The organism is Arthrobacter sp. TE12231 (genome assembly GCF_054062895.1).
Map to the genome: position 1 here is coordinate 285473 of NZ_JBSSFS010000001.1, position 19486 is coordinate 304958.

Sequence of the window (19486 nt, forward strand, 5' to 3'; positions counted from 1 at the left end):
ATTCGGCCCGGTGAAACTTAGCGGCTGCTCACCTGCCCGAACAGCTTCGCGATTGGCGCGATGATGAGCGGGCGGGCGGCGTACCACCCGGCCGCGGTGATGGCGATTGCGGCCGCGAAGAGCCAAAACCCGACCCAGTTCACCACGTCGGTGCCGCCGAACATGTGGTTCAGGTTGCGCAGCGCGCCGGTCGCGAACACCAGGAACACGTGGATGAGAATGAACAGCACAAAAAACAGCATGGTCGGGAAGTGAATGGCGCGCGCAACCTCCACCGGGTAGATCTTGTTCAGCCTCTTCGCGTCCTTCGGCCAGAACTCGCTCATGCGCACACCCGTGATCGCCGCCAGCGGGGCCGCAATGAACACCACGACGAAGTACATGATCTGCTGCAGGCTGTTGTAGTTCACCCAGCCGCTCTCAACGGGCCAGTCGAGTGTCATGTACTGCAGGAGCGCGGAGAGTGCGTTTGGGACCGCCTCCCAGCTGGTCGGGACGATTCGCATCCAGCGTCCCGAGGCAAACAGCAGCACCACAAAGATGAGTCCGTTGACAAGCCACAAAATGTCGAGCGACTGGTGCAGCCACAGGTTGATGCTGATCTTCTTGCCACCGCGCTTCGGCGTCCAGAACGCCGGCGGCTTCTGCTGAGTGCGCACCTGATAGCCGGAGCGAATGATGAGCACCATCAGGAAGATGTTAAAGAAGTGCGCCCACTGCGCCCACCAGGGGAAGCCGGGCTCCATCGTGTCGGGCAGGGGATACGCGCCCGGGTACCTCTCAAGGAACTCCGGCACGCCCGGCAGCGTCGTCACGCCGCGCGCGGCGAGCACAAGAATCCCTGCGGCGGCCACGGCGCCGACCGCGAGGAGCACGACGAGCTTGATCCACTGGCCCCGGGTACGCGACCCGTAGAGCCTGGCCTCGGTTTTTGGCCTGACGGGCTTTTCAGCGGCGACGACGGGCTGTGCCGCCGGGGCGACGACGGCGTGTGCCACCGCTTCCGGCGGGGTTGTGGCCGCGGGCGCAGTCGCCGTGGCTGAGGGCTCCGCCTCGGCAACGGCCTCCACCACGCTGGCGGCCGGGGCCGGGGTCTGGGCAACGTGTTCGGGAACGGCCTGCGCCGCAGGGGCGGCAGCGACCGCCGGAGCGAGTCCAGCCGGCGGCCACGGTTCGCCACCGGGGACGCGGGGAAGCCCGCGACGCAGCGAAGTGGTTCCCAGCGTCACTGCCGCGGGTGCGGCGGGTGCGGTGGCCGGAACAGCTGGAAGCGCCGTCGACGTCGGCGCCGTCGCTACTGCTGCTGCCGCCGCCTCTGCCGCTACTGCTGCCGCTATTGCAGCCGCAGCCGCAGCCGCAGCAACATCTGTGACCGGCGCGGGCGTGGCGCCTGCGGCGGGAGCCCCGGACCGAGCCCCCGCTGACACCGGAGCCTCGCCCGCGGGCGGCCACGGCTCGCCGCCCGGCACGCGCGGCAGGCCGCGGCGAAGCGGCCGCGCCACAGCGGCGCCGGAGTTCGCGGCCGGGACCGGAGCGGACACCGCCGTCGCACCCGGTGCCGTTTCCCGGGCAGCGGCAGCACCGGGGGCGGAGGGTGCGGGGGCGGAGGGCGCGGCGGTGACCGATCCCTCCCCGAAAACAGGCGCGGACCGGGCCGCCGCTCCTGCCGACATAATGCGTGCGGGCGCCTGCCCTGCTGCGGGCCAGGGCTCACCACCTTCGACGCGCGGCAGGCCCCGCCGAACAGACCGAGAAAAAGTTGCCATGACTACTTCTTCCGAGCCTCAAGCGCGCTGATGAGCTGCGGCACGACCTTGAAGAGGTCGCCGACCACACCAAAGTCGGCGATCTCGAAGATCGGCGCGTCTGAATCCTTGTTGACGGCGACGATCGTCTTCGCCGTCTGCATGCCGGCCCGGTGCTGAATCGCGCCGGAAATGCCCAGCGCGATATACAACTGCGATGACACCGAAACCCCGGTCTGGCCGACCTGCTGCGACTGCGGGATGTAGCCCGCATCCACTGCGGCACGCGAAGCACCAACGGCAGCACCGAGCGCATCGGCGAGCTGTTCGACCAGTGCGAACTGTTCCTTCGACCCGAGGCCGCGACCACCCGCGACAACCTTCGCGGCACCACGCAGCTCCGGCCGCGAGGTGGCGGCAACCGCCTCCTCGAACGAGTCGATCCGCGCGGCCGGCTTCTCGGAGCGCGTCACGGCCAAGGTCTCCGAGGCTTCCGGCTGAGCCGCAGCCCGCGCATCGATGGAGCCCTGGCGAACCGTGATTACCGGCGCCCCAAACGTGGACGATGACGTCACGTTGTAGGCACCGCCGTAGACGGAGTGGTGGGCGACGACGCCCTCGTCGTCGCGTGACACGCCGACCGCATCGGCGGAAACCGCTGCACGCGTGCGGGCAGCGTAACGGCCGGCGAGGTCGCGCCCGTTCAGAGAATGTGAAATCAGGATCGCGTCCGGCTGCACCTGCTCCGCGGCGGCGGCAAGGGCGTCAACGCCCGGCACTCCGAGCACGGAAGGATCCGGGGTCTCCGCGATCAATACGTGCGCGGCACCCAGGCCCGCGGCCTCCGTGGCGGCGGCGCTGCCGGCGCCGGGTGCGGCAAGTACCAAGGCGATGGGCGTGCCGACCGCAGCGGCAGCGCCGAAGAGTCCGGGTGCAGCCTTCTCGAGTTCACCGGTGGCCCGGGTTTCGACGACGACGAGGATGGCGTCAGGAGGGAATTCAGTCATGTCGTTTCTCCCTAAGCCAGTCGGTTTTCGACAAGGAAGTCAGCGAGCTTCTCGCCGGCGTCACCCTCGTCAATGATCTTTACGCCCGCCGCGTGCGGGGGCTTCTCTGCAATGGTCAGCATGATCGAACGCGCCGCCTCCGGGTTGTCGGCCGTGATCCCGAGGTCTGCGAGGGTAAGCACCTCAAGGGGTTTCTTCTTCGCGGCCATGATTCCTTTGAAGTTCGGGAAGCGCGCCCCGGGAAGCGCCTCGGTAATGGAAATCACCGCAGGCAGGTCCGCTGACACCTTCTGCACGCCGGATTCAACGGGCCTGGTGCCGGACACCGCGCCGTCGCTGATTTCCACGGAGCTGAGGCCGGTAGCGTGCGGCACGTCGAGCAATTCTGCGAGCATCGCGGGAATCATCCCGCCGGATCCGTCGGTGGAGACGTTGCCGCTGATCACGAGGTCAAACCCAGCGCGACGGATCGCTGCTGCGAGAGTCTCGGCGGTAAGTCCCAGATCCGCACCCCGGAGCGCCTCGTCAGAGACGTGGATAGCGCTCCCCGCGCCCATCGCAAGCCCCTTGCGGATCGTTGCCGTCGCACCCTCGGGAGCGAGGGAGAGGACTGCGACCTCGGTGCCCTCGTGCGCGTCGGCGTACGTCAGCGCCAGCTCCAAGGCCCGCTCACCAATCTCATCAATGACTGCCTCGCTGGCTTCCCGATCGGCGAGGCCTGTTTCCAGGTTCAGCTTTCGGTCCCCGTAGGTATCGGGGACCTCCTTTACTAGAACGACAATCTTCATCGATGGCTCTTCCTGTGGCGGGCTTGTCTCTACAGAGGAGACGGGTCGGATCTCCATCGAGTCTACGAAAGCTGGGCCCCTCCTGACTGATCGGGCCCGTGTCGTGACTCGAAGGTCTCAGGAAGGCGACCCCCGCCGTCGTAGTACATGGAAATACAGCGCCCTGCATACTGCCCCGCCCGTAGTCTGTTTAGATGCCTCGTTTTGCGCTTGATATTGAGTCCGTCCCCCGCCCCGTCCGTTCGCAGGAGCTGCTGGATGCAGTGAACCACCGGGTCGTCATTGCCGATGGGGCGATGGGCACCATGCTGCAGGGGCGTGAGCTGTCGCTCGAGGACGACTTCCTGGGCCTTGAAGGCTGCAACGAGATCCTCAATGCCACGCGCCCGGATGTCCTCGCGGACATTCATGACGCGTACTTCGCCGTGGGTGTCGATGCGGTCGAAACCAACACCTTCGGCGCGAACTGGTCCAACCTCTCCGACTACGGCATCGACGACCGGATCGAAGAGCTCGCCCGGAAGGGCGCGGAGATCGCCCGGGACCGTGCCGAAGCGGCAGAAAAAACAGACGGGCGGATGCGGTGGGTACTGGGCTCGATGGGGCCGGGCACCAAGCTCCCCAGCCTCGGCCACACCAGCTACGACTACCTCAAACAGACCTTCGCGCTGCAGGCCGAGGGCCTCATCGACGGGGGAGCGGACGCCTTCCTCATCGAGACCAGCCAGGACCTCCTGCAGACCAAAGCCGCGGTCAACGGCTGCAAGCAGGCGATCGTCACCCGCGGCATCCGGCTCCCGATCTTCGTCGAGGTGACCGTCGAAACCACCGGAACCATGTTGATGGGCTCCGAGATCGGCGCCGCGCTCACCTCCCTCGAACCGCTCGGCGTCGACGCCATCGGCCTCAACTGCGCCACCGGGCCGGATGAGATGAGCGAGCACCTGCGCCACCTCTCCAAGCAGTCCACCGTAGCCATCGCCTGCATGCCCAACGCCGGCCTGCCCGTCCTTGGTGCCAACGGCGCGCACTACCCGCTCTCACCCACCGAACTCGCCACCGCGCACGAGCAGTTCGTGCGGGAATTCGGTCTGGGCCTCGTGGGCGGATGTTGCGGTACGACGCCGGAGCACATGGCCGCCGTCGTCGAGCGTCTTGCGCCCTTGCGTGCCAGCGTCGCTGTCACCAGCGGCGGGAGGGGCGCCGACGGCAGCCGCGTTCCCACCGAGCGTGAAGCCGGCATCGCGTCCCTCTACCATCATGTGCCGTTCGACCAGGAGTCTGCGTACCTCGCGATTGGCGAGCGCACCAACGCGAACGGTTCGAAGGCGTTCCGCCAGGCGATGCTCGACGAGCGATGGGACGATTGCGTCGATATCGCCCGCGAGCAGGTCCGCGTCGGCGCCCACCTGCTCGATGTGTGCATTGACTACGTGGGGCGCGATGGCGTGGCCGACATCAAGGAGGTCGTCTCACGTTTCGCGTCGGCCTCCACCCTCCCGTTGGTCATCGACTCCACCGAACCACCCGTCCTGCAGGCCGGGCTCGAACTCATCGGCGGACGCCCGGTGGTCAACTCCGTCAACTACGAGGACGGTGACGGCCCGGACAGCCGCTTCGCGCGCATCATGCCGCTCGTGAAGGAACACGGCACCGCCGTGATCGCCCTGACCATCGACGAGCACGGCCAGGCACGCACAACCGAGGGCAAGGTGGCCATCGCCTCGCGCCTCGTCGACGCCCTGGTGGGCGAATGGGGCATGCGCGTCGAGGACATCATCGTCGACTGCCTGACCTTCCCCATCGCCACCGGCCAGGAAGAAACCCGCCGGGACGGCATCGAAACGATCGAGGCCATCCGCCAGATCACCACGAAATATCCCGGCATCCAGACCACTCTCGGCGTCTCCAACGTGTCCTTTGGCTTGAACCCGGCAGCGCGCATGGCCCTGAACTCGGTGTTCCTGCACGAGGCCGTGCAGGCGGGCCTGACCAGCGGCATCATTGACGCCGCCAAGATTGTGCCGCTCGCGTCGCTGCCGGAAGAGCAGCGCAAGGTGGCGCTGGACCTCATCTGGGACCGCCGCGAATACGACGCCGACGGCAATGTCACGTACGACCCCCTGAACAGCATGCTGGACCTGTTCGCCGGCGTCGACACCGCAGCGCTCAAGGACCAGCGCGCCGCTGAACTCGCCGCGCTGCCCACCGGCGAACGCCTGCAGCGGCGCATCATCGACGGCGAAGGCAAGGGCCTCGAAGAGGACCTCGACCTGGCGCGCGCCGAAGGCATGACCCCGCTGGGCATCATCAACGACCAGCTGCTCGAAGGCATGAAGGTGGTTGGCGAACGCTTCGGCGCCGGCGAGATGCAGCTGCCCTTCGTGCTGCAGTCCGCCGAGGTGATGAAGAATGCGGTTGCCCTGCTCGAGCCGCACATGGAGAAGTCGGATTCCTCCGGCAAGGGCACCATGGTGATCGCCACCGTGCGCGGCGATGTGCACGACATCGGCAAGAACCTGGTGGACATCATCCTCACCAACAACGGCTACAAAGTGATCAACATCGGCATCAAACAGGGGATCGCCGAGATCATGGCCGCAGCCGAGGAGCACAACGCCGACGTGATCGGCATGTCTGGCCTGCTGGTGAAGTCCACCGTGGTGATGAAGGAAAACCTCGCCGAACTGCAGTCCCGGGGGCTCGCGAAGAAATGGCCAATCATCCTCGGCGGCGCAGCCCTGACCCGCGCCTACGTGGAGCAGGACCTGGCGGAGCAGTTTGAAGGAACCGTCCGGTACGCCAAGGACGCCTTTGAGGGCCTGGCACTCATGGAGCCCCTGGTGCAGGTGGCCCGCGGCGCCGACCCGGACGCCGTCGGCCTTCCGCCGCTGAAGAAGCGGATCCATAAAGGCGGCCCGAAGTTCACGGTGACCGAGCCGGAGGCGATGCCCGGCCGGTCCGACGTCGCCTCCGACAATCACGTGCCTTCGCCGCCGTTCTGGGGCACGCGCATCGTGCGCGGCGTCGCACTCCACGACTACGCTACTTTCCTCGACGAACGCGCGACCTTCATGGGGCAGTGGGGGCTCAAGCCCGGCCGCGGCGAGGACGGCGCCTCCTACGAGGAACTGGTGGAACGCGAGGGGCGGCCGCGCCTGCGGTACTGGCTGGACCGCATCCTCGGCGAGGGAATGCTTGACGCGTCCGTCGCGTACGGCTATTTCCCGGTGGTCTCCGAGGGGGAACAGGTGGTGGTGCTGCACCACGGGGAGGACCGCGACGGCGTCCTCGGCACCGTGGGACTGCTCGCCCCCGACGGCGGCTCAGGCGGCCCGATCGGCACCGAGCGGCTGCGCTTCGACTTCCCGCGCCAGCGCCGCGACCGGCACCTGTGCCTCGCCGACTTCGTCCGCTCGCGCGAATCGGGACAGATCGACGTGCTGCCTGTGCAGCTGGTCACCGCCGGCTCCAAGATCGACGAGGTGACTGGCGAGCTGTTCAAAGGAAACCACTACCGCGACTACTACGAACTTAACGGCCTGGTTATGCAGCTCACCGAGGCGCTCGCGGAATTCTGGCATGCGCGCATCCGCTCGGAGCTGGGCTTCGCTTCCGAGGAGCCCAAGGACAAGGCCGGCCTGTTCAAGCTCGACTACCGCGGTGCGCGGTTCTCGCTCGGATACCCCGCGTGCCCGGACATGGAGGACCGCCGCAAGGTAACGGAACTGCTGCGTCCAGAGCGGATGGGCGTGGTCCTGAGCGATGAGCTGATGCTGCACCCGGAACAGTCCACCGACGCGTTCGTGTTCCACCACCCGGAGGCGAAGTACTTCAAGGTGTGAGCTGGTACTTCGACGTTATTTGGTCTGAAACCGTCAAAATGTCTTGACCTGCGCATACACTGCCACCATGCGCGTTTTCGATACGTCATTCGACTACAAGACCGACGAGTCTCGGAAGGCCAAGCGGGGCAAATCCGGCGGCCTGGGCGACCCAGACGCGAACAGCGTGAGGCTCCGGGCGGACCATGAGCTGCTGTGGACCAAGAAGCTGAACTCCGGCGCCCTTTTCGCCCCGAGCGCATCAGCGGCCCGCTGGAACGAGTACCTCATCTATACCGACGACTCCGGGGCGAGGCATTGCTACGGCAGCGATGCCATCACGGCCTCCTACACCGGAAGATCACGCCCGGCGTCTCTGGCCAACGCGATGGCCGGTCTGAACGAAGAGCAGCGGGCCCGCTACCTCTACCCGCCGTACACCATCGGCAGTGCGATGATTTGGCCCGTCAGGGCGAAAGACCGACCCACGATGAACCAGGCCCGGGGGATTCGCCACTCGATCGCTGACCGCATAGACCTCACCCTTGAGTGCGTCCGGCGCCACTACGCTGGAGAGCCGAAGAGCCCGCTTGCCGATGTCATCAACGCCTACAAAGACTTCTTCGAGCTCTTCGATGGGTTCGTGGAGTTCGTGGACTTCTTCCACTTTCAGGACCTCGTGGCGCCCGACTACAAAGACATTCGGTTCTTCGTGCCCTTTGAGGGCTTTGATCCTTCCGGGATACCGGCGGACTACGTGACGTACCGGGAGGCCACGCTGGAGTTCATCGCGGCACGGAATCGCCGGATGGCCAAGTGGGTCACAGAGAACCACCCCAACATCGAGGTTCGCGAGTAGCGTCTTGAGGTTCCGGCGATAGGTCAGGGACAGCGTGCAGGGCGGGTGTCCCGGCGGTGGCCTCAGACCCCGAGTTGAAGCCGGTCCCTGTCCGGGGCGGGTTGGGCCTGAACGGCCTGCCCACCCGTGCTGGAGACCGGCTTCACCCGCCGGAGGGCGGCGAGAACGGCCCGCCCTACCAGGGTGATTCCGATGACCGTGGTGATGGCACGCAGGGTGTCCCAGCCCGCCGTCGAGGTCACCAGCGAGTACAGCAGGAAGCTGCTGAGGTTGGTGGCCAGCGGCGCGCCGGGCACGTAGGAAATGCCGGTGCCGGCACCCACCGCGAAGGGCCAGAACCACAGATTGGTCAGCAGGCCGAACGCGTAGGACGCCAGGGCCCCGTAGCCGCACAGCATCCATAGCTCGGCTTTGCCCCGCACCCTGCGGGGGAGCAGGCCTGCCCCGGCGCCCACCCACGCGCAGGCGAAGATCTGGAACGGTGACCAGGGTCCGATGCCACCCCACAGGATGCTGGACACGGCGATGGTGGCGGCGCCGAGGAGCAGGCCGAAACGGGCACCGAAGGCGCGGCCGGCCAGGATCAGCAGGATAAAGACCGCCTCCACACCGCCGACGCCGGTGCTCGCCACCCGCACCGCCGAGCCAATGGCGGCCAGCACGCCGAGCAACGCCACCGTGTGCGCGGAGCGGACCGAGCCGTCGAGCGACACCGCGACGGCGACGGCGGCGAGCGGCGCGATGGCCAGCGCCGCGTAGGGGAGAGCCGCGGCGGCATCCTCCGGGAGGGCTGCGGCGAGCAAAGGCCAGCAGAACGCTGCCAGGGCAAGAAGGTTTGCGGCTGCGAGAATTGCGGACTCCACGCCCCGCGGCATCCGGATGTGGCGGACTCTTGCTGCCGCACCCGGACTGTCCGGCCGTGGGTCGATGAACCGTGGTTCTGCGGTGCGTTGTGCTGTGCTGCTTTGTGTTGTGGGGACACTGGCCGGGGCGGCTTCTGTCACGAATGATGGGGCGACGCCGTCGCGCATCGGGAGGATCCGGGCGCCGAGCCCGCGGGCAAAGTCGAGGTCGTGGGTGGCGATCAGGACCGCCGCGCCGTCGTCCGCTGCGGCCCGGAGCGCCGCCGCGACCGCTGTGCGTGCCTCGTAATCGAGCCCGCGGGTCGGCTCGTCGATCAGGAGTACCTGCGGATCGTCCATGGTTTGCAGCGCGATGGCCAGGATCCTGCGTTCCCCGGCGGAGAGGTCCCGCGGGTGCTCGTGTCCGATGGGCATCCGGACATCCCCGCGCAGGCGAGCCAGGTGCGATTCCGCCGACCGGGAAGGGACTTGGTCGCTGCCTGCGCGGAGCCGGTTGGAACGGCGCCGGTTCGAACGACGCGGGTCACGTTCCCGCCGTCGTTCCGCCGCTCCAAGCTCTGCCGCGACGGTGTCCCTCGTGAAGAGGTCGTCGGAGGCGTCCGGCACAAGGGCGACGCGGCCGCCGTCGACTGTGATTTCACCGGGCGTGCCTTCCCCCAGGGCGAGCGCCACGAGGAGGGACGACTTCCCGGCCCCGTTCGGCCCCACCAGGGCGACCACTTCACCGCGGTGCAGGGCCAGGGATGCGTCGCGCACCAGCGGCTTGCCCTCGCGGTGCACCGCGAGGTTTGTCGCAGTAAGTACGGGTGCATGCCCCGTTTCCGGAACGGGCATTGGGTAGGCAGCAGCCGGGGCCGAAGCGGACGGCGCGACACCGGGCACCAACGTGCCCTCGTAAATGGTCCACCACGAGTCGGCAACGGGTACGAGCGAGTCCGCCCGGTGCTCCGCCACGATGACGCAGACATCCCCGTCGCGGGCGAGGGCGTCGAGGACGGCGATGACGCGTCCGCGTGCTGAGGTGTCAAGGTCGGCCAGGGGCTCGTCAACCAGGAGCAGGACCGGATGGTCCACCACCGCGGCGGCGATGGCTACGAGCGTTGCCTCACCCGCCGAGAGGGTGCTGACATTCCGGTCCAGCAGCGCCGACACTCCGATGCGCTCCGCGACCTCCAGCACCCGGGCCTTGGCGACACCGGAAGCCACGCCGCGCAGCTCAAGTGCGAGGGAGATTTCGTCCCGGACCCGGGTGGTGGCGAATGCGGCGCGGGGATTCTGCAACACTACGCCGACGAGGCGGGCGGTATCGCGCGGCGGCGTGGCGGCACGGTCCGTTCCGGCGACGTGCAGCGTGCCGGAAATGTCTCCACCGTCAACGTGGGAGAGGAGGCCCGCGATACCTCGCAGGATCGTGGACTTGCCGGAGCCCGTCGGCCCGGTAATGACCGTCATTGACCCGCTCGACGGCGTGAACCCGGTGACGCGCACCTGCGTGTCACTAATGCGGAATTGTGCGTCCGGGATCAGAACCGGCGCTTCGGCGCCGGGGGCGGGTTGGTGTGGTGCCCGGCTGCCGAAGCCGCGTAACTCCAGGGCCGCGGCCACCCGTCCGGCGTGCTCGAGGGTGCGCTCGAGCACGGGAACAAGGGCGCGGGGTCCGAAGCGTTCGCCCCGCAATCGAAAAGCCAGGCGTACGGAGGTTACGGCGTCGGAGAGTGCCGGGAGCGCCGCCCAAGCCACCACAAGCGTCCGGGCCGTGCTCTGCAGGGGGCCGCCGCGGGCCAGGTGCCGGAAGCCGCGGGCCACGTCCACCCAGGCGTTGAGCATGCCGAAGCCGAGGATCATTCCGGCGATCGGCAGGGCGGACAGGACCGCCGCCCACAGGCCGGGTGCCGTTACCGGGCCCAGGAGGACCACATGGGCATACGGGGCAGGCAGCGGCACCGGCGGCATGTTCAGCAGGACGGGTTCACCGATGCCCGCCCCGTTGAAGAGAATGCGGTAGAGGACCCGCGCCGCGATGAAGACGGCGGCGAGAGCCGCCGCTGCGCGTAACGGCGCGGGTCGAAAGGTCATGCTGCGGGTGCGGCCGGTGCGTCGTCGACCGTGAAGAGCAGTTCCAGGCTCTCTCCCGGGCTGACCTTCAGGGTGCCGAGGCCTTCCTGCGCGTATGCCCAGGCGCCAGAGGCCGGCTTGACCCAGAGAGCCCAGTAGGCAAAGGCGGCGGGCATCTTGCTGCAATCTTCCCGGTACGTGCCGCCCTTGTGGGCGATGTCGAAGTCTGCGGCGGGTACACCGTTCACACGGCACACCAGTTCCTTGGGATATGCGGCAGTGCCCTCGATCTTCACCTTTGCATCTTCGAGCACCTTGGAAGCGAGGGTCGGCGCGTCCACGGGAACGCAAACGGACGTGTCAGCGGCAGCCTGCTTCAGGGCGCCCGAATCGGTGATGACCTTCACTCCGGTGCAGGGCTCGGAGGCGGCGCTGGAGGAAGTTGCTGCCGGGGAAGCCGGTGCAGAGGAGGTGGGCTGGGTGGCGGCCGGCGTCGAACAGGCGGCGAGGGCAAACAGGAGACCTGCGGCGGCGAAGGAGCTCGCGGCGGCGGTGCGGATTCGAGTCAAAGTCACCTGTCAAGGGTAGGGCGTTGCCTGTCCGGAACCGGATGCCGTCGCGTTGTGTGACGTGAGGCCCCTAACAAATCCAAGGGAGCGGGAGCCGAAGTTTTGTCGAATATGCGCTAACTTAAGTATAAAAGTGGCAGAATGATTGCTACTCTGGATTCTGCACCTAGAGAGAGTGAGCAATGATGCTTCTCGAAAGAGACCTCATCCAATCCGTCGGCTTCCGCAACGTAACGGACGGCGGACGTGTAACCGGCTTTCAGTTCCGGGTTCGAATGCCTTCCTACAGGGGCATGGCCGCGTCCCTCATCGACGGCATCGCCGTTCGCGTTGGCACCATCGTCGACGTCGGACCTGACGTTCCGCTTTGGACGTTCGGTGAGCGGACCTACACCCTGCAGCAGCTCTGGGACAGCGACGGCGTGCGCTGGCCCCTTGAGGAAGCGGCCGTGGTGACCGTACCGCTCGACGGCGGCCTCCCCCAGGGCGTCCACGAACTCTCCATCGAGCTGCGGCTGCGCATGTCCTATATCCCGCTGGAGCACCAGCCCACCGTGCACCGGACCAGCCGCAAGGTGACGCTCGCGCCGGAAGGCCGCGAAGGCACCTTCCGCTACGGCGTTTCCCTGTACAGCTTCATGGGCGACTACGGCACGGTCATGGACCTGGAAACGGCGCTGGCCGCCGTCGCGGACGTGGGCGCCACCGGCGTCGAAATCCTCGGCGAGGGCCACATCCCCGGCTATCCCGAACCGTCCCCCGCCTGGATCGACAACTGGTTCGGCCTCCTGGAGAAGTACTCGCTGGAGCCCACGAACTACGGCTCCTGGATTGACACCCGTCTGCACCCGGGACGGACCATGACCGTTGCCGAGGGCACCGATGCCCTTCAGCGGGACCTGCGGCTTGCCAACCAATTGGGCTTCGGGTTCGTGCGCCCCAAGATCGGCGTCGTGTCCAGCGACCTGGTCCCGGACCCCAGCTGGACCGAGTCCGTGGAACACTCCCTTGATCTGGCCCACGAACTGGGGATCATCATCTGCCCGGAAATCCACTCGCCAACGCCCATCAAACACCCCGTCGTCGAGGACTACATCGCACTCATCGAGCGGACGGGCACCAAGAACTTCGGGCTCCTCATCGACACCGGGATCTTCCAGGACCGGCCCATCCCGCTGCGCGAAGGGGAAACCCGCGAGACACGGCCCGCCTTCCTTGACGGCATCGGCGTCAATCCCGCCGACTTCGCGGATATCGCACAGTACGTTGTATTCGTCCAGGCCAAGTTCCACGACATCAACGAGCAGCTGGAAGACCAGCAGATTCCGTGGCTGCCCGTGCTCCAGGCCCTCAAGGACTCCGGTTACACCGGTTACCTCTCCAGCGAATACGAAGGCGAACGCACTCCCTGGCGTGCCATCGAGCAGGTGCGGCGCCACCACGCCCTGATCCGCCGCATCGCCGGCGGACTTACCTAACCCATCCCACCTCCCAGCAAAGAGACAACCATGCCAAACGGACTTCTTGACGATGCAAGCCTCCGCACCCACCCCGAGGGCCTCGCGCTGGCCTTGACGCTTCCGTGGTACCGGAGCCTGTGGCTCTCCTCGGTCTCCAGCCTCCGGCTCATGGTCGACGGCCGGGAAATCCCCGCCGGGGACCTGGCCCTGGAACTGGGCGGTATCCGCTATGCGCTCCCGGACCTGCCCGCGCAAAGCGAAACTCTCTGGTTCCTCCAGGAACATCCTCTGCTCATTGCCAAAACGGAGAGTCCTGTTGCCTTGGGCGAGCAGCACACAATCCAGATCATCGGTGAGCTGCGCCTGCCCTACATGCAGATTGCCCCCGGCCAGGACGGCGGTCCCGGCATGTACGTCCCCAATTTCGTCAGCCAGACATTGGAGCTGACCGTCACGGACACGGTGGCGGCGGCCCCGGAGCTGACGACGGCGGTCACCCCGCCTCCGCCCAAAGCTGAGGGGGATCCTTTCGCCCTCGGGCTCACTCTCTACTCGGCAAGTGCCGAATTCCGCGCCGGCTGGTACGACTTCGACGGCCTGCTGAGCCGGGTGGCGGAGCTGGGCATCGGCCCCGGGATCGAAATCGTGGCCTCTCAGGTCCTGCCTACCTATCCCAACGTGACGGACGACTTCGCGCGCTCCTGGCAGGAGGCCTTCGACAAACACGGTTTCACGGCCAGCTCCTTTGGCGCCAACCTGGACATGGGCAGGCGCCGTGACCGTGACATGACCCCGGACGAAGAGTACGAGTTCACGCAGACGCTCTTCCGAGGCGCCAAGAAGCTGGGTTTCCCCCTTGTCCGCATCCAGAGCGCGAAGCCGGAGCTTCTTCGCCGGCTCCTGCCGCTCGCCGAGGACCTCGAACTCAAACTTGCCTACGAGATCCATGCCCCCTTGGGGCCCAACTCGCCGGAGATCATGAAGGTCCGCGACGTCTATGCGGAGCTTGATTCGCCACTGTTGGGTTTCGTAGCTGACTTCTCCTCGACCATGCACAGCATGTCTCCCACGCTCCTGCGTGCTGTCCGCCGTGCCGGGCTGGACGACGAAGCCGTCCAAAGACTGCAGGCTATCTGGGCCACTGACGCCCCGATGCGGGTGCGGCAGGAGGAGTTCATTGCCTACCTGCGCGGACGCGACTTCGATCCTGCCCGGCTTGGGTCCTTCGCCCACCTGGCCTTTAACATGCACGGCCATGTCAGCCCCCAGGAGTGGGCTGACATCATGCCGCAAATCATGCACGTCCACGCGAAGTTCTACGACATTGATGCTCAGGGCAACGAGCCGGCCATCGATTATCCGGAACTCGTCCGCGTATTCGTCGAAGGCGGCTACCGCGGCTACTGGTCCAGCGAATGGGAGGGCCACGCCTTCGCCGAGCTTGGCGAGGTGGATCCGCTGCTGCTGGTCCGTCAGCAGCACGACCTCATCCGCAAGAGCATGCGGACGGCGCTGGCATCAGCCTGACGCTGCAACCGAACGTCCCGTAGCCTCGATGCCCGTCCAAAAATAGGCGGGCATCGAGGCATTTAAGGGGCTTCCTTTGTTGCGGCGGCTGCCACGATGTCAGCGGCCTCTTTGAAGAGGCCCCGCATCCACTCATGTTCCGAATCGCGGTTGTGCACGGGGTGCCACCACAGGGCATTCACCAGCGGAGTGGCATCGAAGGGCAGCGGCAGGATCCGCACCCCGCCTATCCGCAGCGCGAACGGTACCAGCGCCGCCTGGATGAGCGCGATCCGGTTGGTTCCCACCACAAAGTGCGGCAGGGACTGGAAACTTTCAACAACCACGTCCACGCGCGGCTCAACACCCAGCTGCTGGATCTGCCGTTCCGCCGACGTTGAAGCTGTGCGGGTCTGATAGGTCATCACCCAGGGAAGCTCGGCGATGTTCTCCATGGTGATGCGATCGCCGACGGCGTCGTTGGACGAGGAGACCACGGCCACCCACCCGTCCCTCCATAGATCCAGGTAGGGGAGCCCGGTAAGGAACCCGTGGGGGATCACCATGCCGTCTACGGAACGAAGGCGGTTGGCGGCATCCTCCACCACCATCGGGTTGTGAAGCATAAACCGGAAGCGGACCCCTGGCGCCCGCTCAGCGGCAAGTTCGGAGGCAACCCGGCCAATGGTCGTGAAGCCGTAGTCCGAGCCGTAGATGGAGAACTCACGCTCGGATTGCGTGGGCTCCCAGGTGGCCTGGCTCTCGAAGACGCGGCGTGCGGCCTCGAGCGCGGTGGTGGTGTGCTCCGCGAGCCGCAGGGCGAAGGGGGTGAGCTCGTAAGCATTTCCGCGACGGGCCAGGATCGGGTCCCCGAAGTGGGATCTGAGCCTGGCGAGCGAGGCGCTGAGCGCCGGCTGGCTGAGGTGGAGCCGCTCCGCCGCCCTGGTCACGCTGCGTTCGGTAATGAGGGCATCCAGCGAAATCAGCAAGTTGAGGTCGAGCCGGGATAGCAAAACATGATTCATCACGGCACGGCAATCCTTCAACGGTGAACTAAGTAGGGCCAGTGTATCAGCGGCGTCGATAAGTTGGGCGGCCGGCATCAGACTTCTCGATGTAAGTGCTTCCGCTCACCCCCCGCATGACTTATGTCTGTCATCGGTAAGACTTATGTGCGTTTTCGGCACATCTCTTGCATACTGATGAGTGACCGGGGTCACGGCCCCGGATATTTTCGACAACGAAGTCAGAAAGGCTGGACATGACACAGCACCGTCGCTATTCGGGCCTCAAGGTCGGCGCCCTCGCCGTCCCCACTATCGCAGCCCTCGTCCTTACCGGCTGCTCAGCCTCCGCTGGCAGCAATTCCTCCGCTGGGGGCTCACAGGAATTTTCCCTGTCGTTCGCCACCTCCAACACCATTGAGAGCCCCTTCCAGGTCTTGGCTGAGAAGTACATGAAGTCGAACCCCAACGTGAAGATCACGTTCAACCCGCAGCCCAATGACTCGTACGACCAGACCCTGCGGACCCAGCTCCAGGCCGGAAACGCGTCCGACGTCGTGGTGACCGCACCGGGTTCCGGCACCGGCCGCAGCATCCTGCCCCTCGTTCAGGCAGGTTTCCTTGAGCCTTTGGACGACGCCGCCAAGAAGCTTGTTCCCACGGGCAGCGAAGCCCTCTTTGGAACGGACGGAAAAGTCTACGGCCAGGCCCCGGAGATCACGGTGGTCGGGATGGTCGCCAATGAGACCGCCGCCAAAGCATCCGGCATCGCTGACTTCCCGTCAGACTTCTCCTCCCTCGAGGAGCAGTGCAAAACGCTCGAATCGTCCGGCAAGTCGTTCTTCGCGCTGGCCGGCTCCGCTGCTCCAAACACCGGCCTGATGGCAATGTCGCTCGCAGCCTCCCGCGTTTATGCGGAGGACCCGAAGTGGAACGAAAAGCGTACCGCCAAGGAAACCACCTTCGCCGGCTCGGACGGCTGGAAGGCATCGCTGGAGGCAGTCACCAAACTGAATGACGCTGGCTGCTTCCAGAAGGGCGCCGCAGGTGCCGGCTTCGACGCCATCACCAAGGGCCTTGCCAGCGGAACTTCTGTCGCTGGATTTATCCCGGGCCCCAGCTGGAAGCAGTTGAAGTCTGCGGCCGCCGACTCGGATTTCGATGTGCGCGGGCTCCCTGCAGAGCAGAGCTCGGATAAGGGTTTCGTATTCGCCAGTGCCAACTACGCGTTTTCCATCAACGCGGCGTCCAAGAACAAGGACGCGGCGAAGGCTTTCCTCGATTGGGCCGCACAGCCTGAACAGACGAAGGCCTTCGCGGAAATCGACGGCGCCCTCCCGGTCAGCGGCCTGGACAGCTACGACTTCAACAGCGGTGCGTACAAGAACGTTGGTGATCTCATCAAGGGCGGAAAGTACGGCCCGCTGCCGAACAGCCAGTGGCCCAACTCAGCCGTGTACGATGCACTCGCCACCGGCGTCCAGGGCCTCATCACTGGCCAGAAGACTGCCGACCAGGTGCTGCAGGCGATGGATGCAGCCTGGGACCAGTAACAGCTTCACATCACCAAGCTCCGAGAACTCAAAGGGATAAGCAAGGATTACCATGACTGCGACGATGCAACCGAAAAGCGAAGCAGCTGAAGCACCCCGGCGAGGCAAGCGCACTCCGGGGGCGGACCCAAAGGCCCGCCCCCGGGGCAGGGGGCTACAGTTCGGGCACTGGTGGTGGGCGCTGCCCGGGATTGCCCTTGTCATCGCCATCCACTACGTGGCGACCGGCATCGGCGGCTTCTTCGCCTTCACCAACTGGACAGGCATCGGCTCGTTCAAAATGGTCGGCTGGCAGAACTTTGAAGCCATTTTCAAAGATCCCACCAAGCTCGGCGCCCTGCTGAACACTCTCTTCCTGGCCTTTGGGTCGGTCTTCCTTGGCAGCGTCGCGGGCCTCATCATCGCCCTCGGCCTGAACCGGGTCCTCAAGACGCGCTACATCCTCCGCACTCTCTTCTTCATGCCCGTGGTGCTTAGCCCCCTCGCCACGGCCTACATCTGGAAGTACATCTTCGACTTCGACGGTCCGATCAACGTCTTCCTGACCTCGATAGGCGCCGGCGACCTCGCGAAGCCCTGGCTCGCGGACCCGCAGTGGGCCATCTGGACGGTGCTGGTGGTGCTTGTCTGGAGCTCTACCGGCTTCGCCATGGTGATCTTCATGGCCGGACTGGCCGGCGTGCCGGTGGAAGTCGAGGAGGCGGCCGCCATTGACGGCGCCAACCTGTGGCAGCGATTCCGGAACGTCACGCTGCCAGCTATCCGCCCCGCCATTGCCATTGCGACCACCCTGGGAATCGTCCAGGGGCTTCGGGTCTTCGACCCCATCATGGCCTTGACCGGGGGAGGGCCGGCGGGTGCAACCGAAACGCTGGCCACCCAGGTCTACAAGCAGGCGTTCGCGCTCGGGAACTTCGGCGGCGGTGCCGCCCTGGCCCTAGTGCTGGCCGTCATCATCTTGTTCTTCGCCGTTCTCCAGCAGCGGCTGACGCGATCGAACCCCGAGGACTAACAAATGTTCCGCTACACCAAACTCACCTTGCTCCGGGAAATTGGTCTCTGGGCTTTGGCGCTAATCTTCCTCGCCCCGTTCTACTTCCTGGTGACCACGGCTCTTAAGCCTGACAGCGAGATGTATACGACGTCGCCCCTCGCGCCGCCTAAGAGCCCGGACTTCAGCAACTTCGTGGCTGTCTTGACGGCCACGGGCAACTCCAACGTGGTCATGGGCCTTGTGAACAGTGTCATCATCACCGCGGGCAGCATAGTCGGATTGATCGCACTGGGCTCAATCACCGGATACGTGATCTCCCGCAACACCCGCCGCTGGAGCAGGGGCGCGTACTATCTCTTCCTCATTGCCATCATCCTCCCCGGCCAGCTCGGCGCCGTGCCCCTCTATATGGGTGCGCGTGCCATTGGCCTCACGGGATCGGCATGGGGCCTGATCATCCTGTACACCGGCATGCTCCTGCCGCTGTCGATCTTCCTTTACGCGAACTTCTTCCGGGGTCTTGGCACGGATTATGAGGAAGCGGCAACTATCGACGGCGCCAGCAAGTCCCAGATCTTCTCCAAGGTGGTGTTCCCCATGATGGCTCCTGCCACCGGCACGGTCACCATCTTCGCCGGACTCATCGTGTGGAACGACTTCTTCACCTCGCTGATCTTCCTGGGCGGCTCTGCGAACCAGACGCTGCCGGTGGCCATGTACTACTACATCGGCTCCCTGGTCTCGAAGTGGAACTCGATCTTCGCGATCGTGATCGTCTCCATGATTCCCATCCTGGCGCTGTTCCTGTTCGCCCAGAAGCGATTCATCCAGGGCTTCTCCGGCGGCCTGAAGGGCTGACCCGCGATGGTTGACAACCGCGCAGCGTTCGAGCGCTTCGTGGAGATCTTCTATACCCAAAAACGGGTAGGAGAAGCCTTCGACTTCCTTGTGGCCGACGACTACCGGCAACACAACCCGACTATTCCTGACGGGCCTGAGGCGGCTATCCGGATGCTCACGCCAAAATTTGATGGATCCCCGGACGCGAGTTTCGATATCCAGCGCATCCTCGTGGACGGTGACCTGGCGCTGGTGCATGTACGCGCTTCAGGTCCAGGGCGTCCCGACGCGGCCGTCGCAGACATCTACCGCTTCGAAAACGGGCGGATTGTTGAGCACTGGGACGTGCTTCAACCGGTTCCGGAGCGTCCGGTCCACGACCACCCCATGTTCTAAACCACTCTTCAACATTTCAGGAG

At 65.7% G+C, this 19486-nt stretch carries 14 protein-coding genes; 8 read left to right on the top strand and 6 right to left on the bottom strand.

Annotation, left to right across the window (positions count from 1 at the left end):
* Positions 1-17: 17 nt before the first annotated feature.
* From ACVWYS_RS01250 to ACVWYS_RS01260, 3 genes are read right to left on the bottom strand one after another with little or no spacing between them, the layout of a single operon-like run.
* Positions 18-1766 (bottom strand): cytochrome b/b6 domain-containing protein, encoded by a 1749-nt coding sequence (locus ACVWYS_RS01250; RefSeq protein WP_456508168.1) that lies wholly within the window; start codon positions 1764-1766, stop codon positions 18-20.
* 2 nt (positions 1767-1768) lie between these two features.
* The gene (locus ACVWYS_RS01255; RefSeq protein WP_456509210.1) at positions 1769-2752 is read right to left on the bottom strand and encodes an electron transfer flavoprotein subunit alpha/FixB family protein; all 984 of its coding nucleotides are present in this window, start codon (positions 2750-2752) and stop codon (positions 1769-1771) included.
* Positions 2753-2763: 11 nt separating this feature from the next.
* Positions 2764-3540: an electron transfer flavoprotein subunit beta/FixA family protein gene (locus ACVWYS_RS01260; RefSeq protein ID WP_456509211.1), complete on the bottom strand. Its 777-nt coding sequence runs from the start codon at positions 3538-3540 to the stop codon at positions 2764-2766.
* A 194-nt stretch (positions 3541-3734) separates the two neighbouring features.
* On the opposite strand from ACVWYS_RS01260, the gene metH reads away from it, so the two are divergent.
* On the top strand, positions 3735-7385 hold the full coding sequence (gene metH / locus ACVWYS_RS01265; protein ID WP_456509212.1) for a methionine synthase: 3651 nt from the start codon (positions 3735-3737) through the stop codon (positions 7383-7385).
* Between the two features lie 67 nt (positions 7386-7452).
* Positions 7453-8223 carry a DUF6994 family protein gene (locus ACVWYS_RS01270; RefSeq protein ID WP_456509213.1) on the top strand — a complete coding sequence of 257 codons (771 nt, stop codon included), beginning with the start codon at positions 7453-7455 and terminating at the stop codon, positions 8221-8223.
* 62 nt (positions 8224-8285) lie between these two features.
* Here the strand turns inward: ACVWYS_RS01270 and ACVWYS_RS01275 are convergent, their stop codons facing one another.
* Both ACVWYS_RS01275 and ACVWYS_RS01280 read right to left on the bottom strand, forming a co-directional pair.
* Positions 8286-11162, bottom strand: coding sequence for an ATP-binding cassette domain-containing protein (locus ACVWYS_RS01275; protein ID WP_456509214.1), 2877 nt, complete (start codon positions 11160-11162; stop codon positions 8286-8288).
* Entirely contained in the window at positions 11159-11716 is a 558-nt protein-coding gene (locus ACVWYS_RS01280; RefSeq protein WP_456508174.1) for a hypothetical protein, read from the bottom strand. Before ACVWYS_RS01280 ends, ACVWYS_RS01275 begins: the two co-directional genes overlap by 4 nt.
* Before the next feature lie 179 nt (positions 11717-11895).
* Between ACVWYS_RS01280 and ACVWYS_RS01285 the strand changes: the two genes are divergently transcribed.
* Positions 11896-13188, top strand: a complete 1293-nt coding sequence (locus ACVWYS_RS01285; protein ID WP_456510266.1) for a C-glycoside deglycosidase beta subunit domain-containing protein — start codon at positions 11896-11898, stop codon at positions 13186-13188.
* Between the two features lie 30 nt (positions 13189-13218).
* Entirely contained in the window at positions 13219-14697 is a 1479-nt protein-coding gene (locus tag ACVWYS_RS01290; RefSeq protein WP_456509215.1) for a sugar phosphate isomerase/epimerase family protein, read from the top strand.
* Positions 14698-14759: 62 nt separating this feature from the next.
* Here the strand turns inward: ACVWYS_RS01290 and ACVWYS_RS01295 are convergent, their stop codons facing one another.
* The gene (locus ACVWYS_RS01295; RefSeq protein ID WP_456509216.1) at positions 14760-15704 is read right to left on the bottom strand and encodes a LysR family transcriptional regulator; all 945 of its coding nucleotides are present in this window, start codon (positions 15702-15704) and stop codon (positions 14760-14762) included.
* A 233-nt stretch (positions 15705-15937) separates the two neighbouring features.
* Here ACVWYS_RS01295 and ACVWYS_RS01300 point away from each other — a divergent pair, with 233 nt between their 5' ends.
* Genes ACVWYS_RS01300 through ACVWYS_RS01315 form a run of 4 tightly spaced genes read left to right on the top strand, consistent with a single transcriptional unit; the run spans position 15938 to position 19463 of the window.
* Positions 15938-17233: an ABC transporter substrate-binding protein gene (locus ACVWYS_RS01300; RefSeq protein ID WP_456509217.1), complete on the top strand. Its 1296-nt coding sequence runs from the start codon at positions 15938-15940 to the stop codon at positions 17231-17233.
* Positions 17234-17285: 52 nt separating this feature from the next.
* A complete protein-coding gene (locus ACVWYS_RS01305) occupies positions 17286-18245 on the top strand; it encodes a carbohydrate ABC transporter permease (protein ID WP_456508177.1) in 960 nt (319 codons plus the stop codon).
* Between the two features lie 3 nt (positions 18246-18248).
* Positions 18249-19085, top strand: coding sequence for a carbohydrate ABC transporter permease (locus ACVWYS_RS01310; RefSeq protein WP_344367055.1), 837 nt, complete (start codon positions 18249-18251; stop codon positions 19083-19085).
* A gap of 6 nt (positions 19086-19091) precedes the next feature.
* Entirely contained in the window at positions 19092-19463 is a 372-nt protein-coding gene (locus ACVWYS_RS01315) for a nuclear transport factor 2 family protein (RefSeq protein WP_456509218.1), read from the top strand.
* The last annotated feature ends 23 nt before the right edge of the window (positions 19464-19486 follow it).

What these genes read in the sequence shown, in the direction of transcription:
- ACVWYS_RS01250 (WP_456508168.1), bottom strand. Translation starts at nt 1,766, where the DNA reads ATGGCAACTTTTTCTCGGTCTGTTCGGCGGGGCCTGCCGCGCGTCGAA.
- ACVWYS_RS01255 (WP_456509210.1), bottom strand. Translation starts at nt 2,752, where the DNA reads ATGACTGAATTCCCTCCTGACGCCATCCTCGTCGTCGTCGAAACCCGG.
- ACVWYS_RS01260 (WP_456509211.1), bottom strand. Translation starts at nt 3,540, where the DNA reads ATGAAGATTGTCGTTCTAGTAAAGGAGGTCCCCGATACCTACGGGGAC.
- metH (WP_456509212.1), top strand. Translation starts at nt 3,735, where the DNA reads ATGCCTCGTTTTGCGCTTGATATTGAGTCCGTCCCCCGCCCCGTCCGT.
- ACVWYS_RS01270 (WP_456509213.1), top strand. Translation starts at nt 7,453, where the DNA reads ATGCGCGTTTTCGATACGTCATTCGACTACAAGACCGACGAGTCTCGG.
- ACVWYS_RS01275 (WP_456509214.1), bottom strand. Translation starts at nt 11,162, where the DNA reads ATGACCTTTCGACCCGCGCCGTTACGCGCAGCGGCGGCTCTCGCCGCC.
- ACVWYS_RS01285 (WP_456510266.1), top strand. Translation starts at nt 11,896, where the DNA reads ATGCTTCTCGAAAGAGACCTCATCCAATCCGTCGGCTTCCGCAACGTA.
- ACVWYS_RS01290 (WP_456509215.1), top strand. Translation starts at nt 13,219, where the DNA reads ATGCCAAACGGACTTCTTGACGATGCAAGCCTCCGCACCCACCCCGAG.
- ACVWYS_RS01300 (WP_456509217.1), top strand. Translation starts at nt 15,938, where the DNA reads ATGACACAGCACCGTCGCTATTCGGGCCTCAAGGTCGGCGCCCTCGCC.
- ACVWYS_RS01305 (WP_456508177.1), top strand. Translation starts at nt 17,286, where the DNA reads ATGACTGCGACGATGCAACCGAAAAGCGAAGCAGCTGAAGCACCCCGG.
- ACVWYS_RS01310 (WP_344367055.1), top strand. Translation starts at nt 18,249, where the DNA reads ATGTTCCGCTACACCAAACTCACCTTGCTCCGGGAAATTGGTCTCTGG.
- ACVWYS_RS01315 (WP_456509218.1), top strand. Translation starts at nt 19,092, where the DNA reads ATGGTTGACAACCGCGCAGCGTTCGAGCGCTTCGTGGAGATCTTCTAT.